The following is a 4,070-nucleotide window of genomic DNA, read 5'->3' as shown; positions in this document are numbered from 1 at the left end:
ATCCGGCGCCGCAGCATGTTGCCCCAGTGGCCCAAGCCGACGCGGACCAGACCGGCACCGTGGCGCCTGCCGCCGCCCAGGCGGACGACGTGCCGGCCCTCAAGCCGGTCGCCAAGCCGAAAGCCGAGGCCCAATCGGCGAACACGCCGGCAAAGGTTCCGCTCGCGCCGCAGCGTCCATCCGACCAGCCGGTCGATGTTGTCGGCGAGGTCAAGCCCGATCAGGTTGCGTCCATAGATCCGGCATCGACTGCGGCCGGCGGTGGCTCGTGGTCGATGCAGATCGCCTCGCAGCCGACCGTCGAAAGCGCTCAGTCCAGCTATCAGGATCTGCAGCGCCGCTATGGCAGCGTGCTTGCCGGGCGTACCGCCAATATCGTCAAGGCCGAGATCGCCGGCAAAGGCACGTTCTACCGCGTGCGCGTTCCGGCCCAGTCACGCAATGACGCAATCAATTTGTGCACCAGCTACAAGGCCGCCGGCGGCAACTGCTTCGTCTCGCGCTAAAGCCGGAGCCGACCATCAAAAGCCGGCGCGGTCCATCGCGCCGGCTTTTTTCATGGGGAAAGCAGATCCGGCGTTGTCCCGGATGAATCCCTGGCGATTCCCTTTGATCGCACAAAGCCCTAAACTGCCGACATGACCGAATCAAAATCCATGATCCTCGGCTGTGCCGGGAAATCGCTTACCCGCGAAGAAATCAATTTCTATCGCAATGAATGCCCGTGGGCCTTCATCCTGTTTGCGCGCAACATTGGCGAGACCGAACAGATCCGCGATCTGGTCGCCGAGATGCGGGACTGCATAGGGCGTCCGGACGCGCTGGTGTTCATCGATCAGGAAGGCGGCCGTGTGCAGCGCTTGCGACCGCCGCTGGCACCGAACTATCCCGCCGGCGGCGCGCTCGGCGCGCTGTGGCGCGACGATCATGATGCCGGCGCCCGCGCGGCCTGGCTGATGGCGCGGCTGCATGCCTTCGACCTGCTGCGCTACGGCATCACAGCCGATTGCCTGCCGGTGCTCGATGTGCCGATCGAGGGCGCCAGCGATGTCATCGGCGCGCGGGCCTATGGCAAGGATCCGCGACCGGTGATCGAGCTCGGCCGCGCAGCCGCGGAAGGGCTGATGTCGGGCGGCGTGCTGCCGGTCATGAAGCATATTCCGGGCCATGGACGTGCCTTTGCCGACACGCATTTCGAACTGCCGGTGGTCAATGCCTCGCTCAGCGATCTGCAGCGGCATGATTTCGCCCCGTTCAAGGAGCTTAGCCATCTGCCGATGGCGATGACAGCCCATGTCGTCTACAGCGCGATCGACCCCAACAATCCGGCGACCACCTCCGGCAAGGTCATCGACGAGATCATCCGGCGCGAAATCGGCTTCGACGGACTGCTGATGAGCGACGACACCTCGATGAAGGCACTTTCTGGGGATTTCCCGACAAAGGCGGCATCGATCCTTGCGGCGGGCTGCGATCTGGTCCTTCACTGCAACGGCGTTTTCGAGGAGATGGCCGGCATCGCATCGCGCACCACAGGGCTTGAGGGCACGTCGTTGGAGCGCGCCAAGCGGGCGCTGACCTATATAAAGAACCGTGACACGGTCGAAGAAACCGAAATACGTGCCGAATTCGCCACCTACTTCGATGCGGTGGCATAGCAAAGGGAAGTGACGGAGTGGCGGAGACATTGGAAAGCAAGGCCTCGAAGGCCGCACCGATGGACCGTCTGTGGGCCGAGAATGACGATTCACGCGTTACCGGCGACCCGTCGCTGGTTGTCGACGTGGCCGGCTTCGAAGGTCCGCTCGACCTGCTGCTGCATCTTGCCCGCACCCAGAAGGTCGATCTGGCTCGCATTTCGATCCTGGCGCTGGTCGAGCAATATCTGACCTTTGTCGAGACGGCGAGGGCGCTCAGGCTGGAGCTTGCCGCCGACTATCTGGTGATGGCGGCGTGGCTGGCCTTCCTCAAGTCCAAGCTCCTGATCCCCAAGCAGCCCGGCGACGAGGGCGAAAGCGGTGAGGAACTGGCGGCGGTGCTGCAGTTCCGCCTGAAGCGGCTGGAAGCCATGCGCGACGCCTCGGCGCGTCTGGTCAACCGCAACCGGCTCGGCCGCGATGTGTTCGCGCGCGGCATGCCGGAAATGGTCATCGTCGAAAAGCGTAACGCCTATTCGGCCTCGCTCTACGATCTCTTGACCGCCTATGCCCAGCAACGCCAGAAGCAGGCGATCAACAATGTGACGATCGCCAGGCGCGGTGTCTGGTCGCTCAAGGATGCGCGCGACATCCTGACCCGCCTGGTCGGGGCTGCAAGCGACTGGACGGCGCTGGAAAGTTTTCTGATCGCATACATGACCAGCCCCGAGGAGCGGCGCACGGCAATCGCCAGTTCTTTTGCGGCAACATTGGAACTGGTGCGCGACGGCACGATGGACGTGCGGCAGGATCAGACGTTCGCGCCGATCTACCTGCGCGGGCGCACGCAGGCAATCAAGGCAGTCGAGGTGGCATCATGAGCGAACGCGCCAACGCTTCGGTTATCCCGTTCAAGGTCGGCGATGCACCCGAAGAGGAGTCGCTTTCCCGGGATCCGGCCGAGCAGCTACAGAACCCGGCCGAGCGGCTGCATCTGGCCGAGGCCGTGCGCATGGCCGAGGCGATCGTGTTCGCCAGCGCCGAACCCGTCAGCGAAAAGCAGCTCGCGGCACGCCTCCCTGACGGCATCAACATTGCCCTGGCCATGGCCGAGCTGCAGCAGATCTATGCGCGGCGCGGCGTCAATCTGGTGCGTGTCGGCGACGCCTGGGCGTTCCGCACCGCCGGCGACCTGGCTTTCCTGATGAGCCGCGATACCGTCCAGCAAAGGAAGCTCTCCCGCGCGGCTCTCGAAGTGCTGGCGATCATTGCCTATCACCAGCCGGTGACGCGTGCCGAGATCGAGGACATCCGCGGCGTCGAAACCTCGAAAGGTACGCTCGACACGCTGCTGGAAACGGAATGGGTGCGCATGCGCGGCCGGCGTAAGACGCCCGGACGCCCTGTGACCTACGGTACGACGGAGACCTTCCTCGACCATTTCGCGCTGGAAGAGATTCGCGATCTTCCTGGCATGGAGGAACTGAAGGGGGCTGGACTGCTTTCGGGCCGCATGCCGTCGAATTTCTCCATTCCGCAGCCGCCGGCCGATCCCGACGCATTGACCGACGACGAGGATGCGCTGACCGACATCGATCTCGAGGAACTCGGCCTGCTGACGCCGCGCGTCACGGAAGATTGACTGGCATTGGCGGCCAACTTGATGAGGATGCGCGGATTCGTAGCGGGCGTTCCCGTCGAAAATGCGTGACATCCGTCACCCTTTCATAAACTCTGTCGCAGTTGTGTTTGAATCCCAACGCGAAAACGCATAGATCATCGCCAGGGAAAACATTCGAGAGAGATTTGCTATGGGTTCATTTTCGATTTGGCATTGGCTGATCGTGCTGGTGATCGTGCTTTTGGTGTTCGGCCGCGGCAAGATTCCCGAGCTGATGGGCGATATGGCCAAGGGTATCAAAAGCTTCAAGAAGGGCATGGCCGACGACGAGGTTGCCGAAGACAAGCGCACCGTCGAACATCGTGCCGACGAGACCGTTGCGGCCGCGAAGGAAAAAGCCAGCAAGAGCTGAGCCCAAGGTTCTAGTCGGAACAGAGTGCCATGTTTGAAGTCGGCTGGACCGAAATGCTGGTCATCGCGATCGTCATGATCGTGGTCGTCGGACCCAAGGATTTGCCCAATATGCTGCGCACCTTCGGCCGCACGACGGCGAAGCTGCGCGCCATGGCGTCCGATTTCCAGAAACAGTTCAACGAGGCGCTGAAGGAAGCCGAGCTCGACGACGTCAAGAAGTCCGTCGACGAGCTCAGGGGCATGAGCCCGATGGCTGAGATCAGGAAGCAGCTCAATCCGTTCGAACAGGCCGCGGCCGACGTTCGCTCCGGCGTCGATGCGGCGATGAAGCCGAAGCCGGCAGCCGATCCGGCAAGCTCTGTCGCTTCGACCCCGCAAACGGCCGAGCCGTTGAAGAA

The 4,070-nt window shown here is 62.9% G+C and carries 6 protein-coding genes; all 6 read left to right on the top strand.

The genetic code is table 11. The annotated features are described in order from the left end of the window. The coding region (locus EN893_RS22110; protein ID WP_206640154.1) for an SPOR domain-containing protein at positions 1–506 on the top strand (506 nt) is incomplete at its 5' end. 132 nt (positions 507–638) lie between these two features. Further along, entirely contained in the window at positions 639–1,658 is a 1,020-nt protein-coding gene (nagZ, locus tag EN893_RS22105; protein WP_127267596.1) for a beta-N-acetylhexosaminidase, read from the top strand. A 59-nt stretch (positions 1,659–1,717) separates the two neighbouring features. Then, positions 1,718–2,518 carry a ScpA family protein gene (locus EN893_RS22100; protein ID WP_050596706.1) on the top strand — a complete coding sequence of 267 codons (801 nt, stop codon included), beginning with the start codon at positions 1,718–1,720 and terminating at the stop codon, positions 2,516–2,518. Then, positions 2,515–3,279 carry an SMC-Scp complex subunit ScpB gene (gene scpB, locus EN893_RS22095; RefSeq protein WP_127267597.1) on the top strand — a complete coding sequence of 255 codons (765 nt, stop codon included), beginning with the start codon at positions 2,515–2,517 and terminating at the stop codon, positions 3,277–3,279. Before EN893_RS22100 ends, scpB begins: the two co-directional genes overlap by 4 nt. Before the next feature lie 169 nt (positions 3,280–3,448). Next, positions 3,449–3,670: a twin-arginine translocase TatA/TatE family subunit gene (locus EN893_RS22090; RefSeq protein ID WP_023812188.1), complete on the top strand. Its 222-nt coding sequence runs from the start codon at positions 3,449–3,451 to the stop codon at positions 3,668–3,670. A 29-nt stretch (positions 3,671–3,699) separates the two neighbouring features. After that, a partial coding sequence (gene tatB / locus EN893_RS22085; protein WP_128361774.1) for a Sec-independent protein translocase protein TatB occupies positions 3,700–4,070 on the top strand: 371 nt, incomplete at its 3' end.

It is taken from the genome of Mesorhizobium sp. M7A.F.Ca.CA.004.04.2.1, assembly GCF_004022825.1.
Classification (GTDB): Bacteria; Pseudomonadota; Alphaproteobacteria; order Rhizobiales; family Rhizobiaceae; genus Mesorhizobium.
This window is presented reverse-complemented; position numbering and strand designations above follow the sequence as displayed.

Excerpts from the sequence above, each read along its gene's own strand:
- nagZ (WP_127267596.1), top strand. The coding sequence starts at position 639 with ATGACCGAATCAAAATCCATGATCCTCGGCTGTGCCGGGAAATCGCTT.
- EN893_RS22100 (WP_050596706.1), top strand. The coding sequence starts at position 1,718 with ATGGACCGTCTGTGGGCCGAGAATGACGATTCACGCGTTACCGGCGAC.
- scpB (WP_127267597.1), top strand. The coding sequence starts at position 2,515 with ATGAGCGAACGCGCCAACGCTTCGGTTATCCCGTTCAAGGTCGGCGAT.
- EN893_RS22090 (WP_023812188.1), top strand. The coding sequence starts at position 3,449 with ATGGGTTCATTTTCGATTTGGCATTGGCTGATCGTGCTGGTGATCGTG.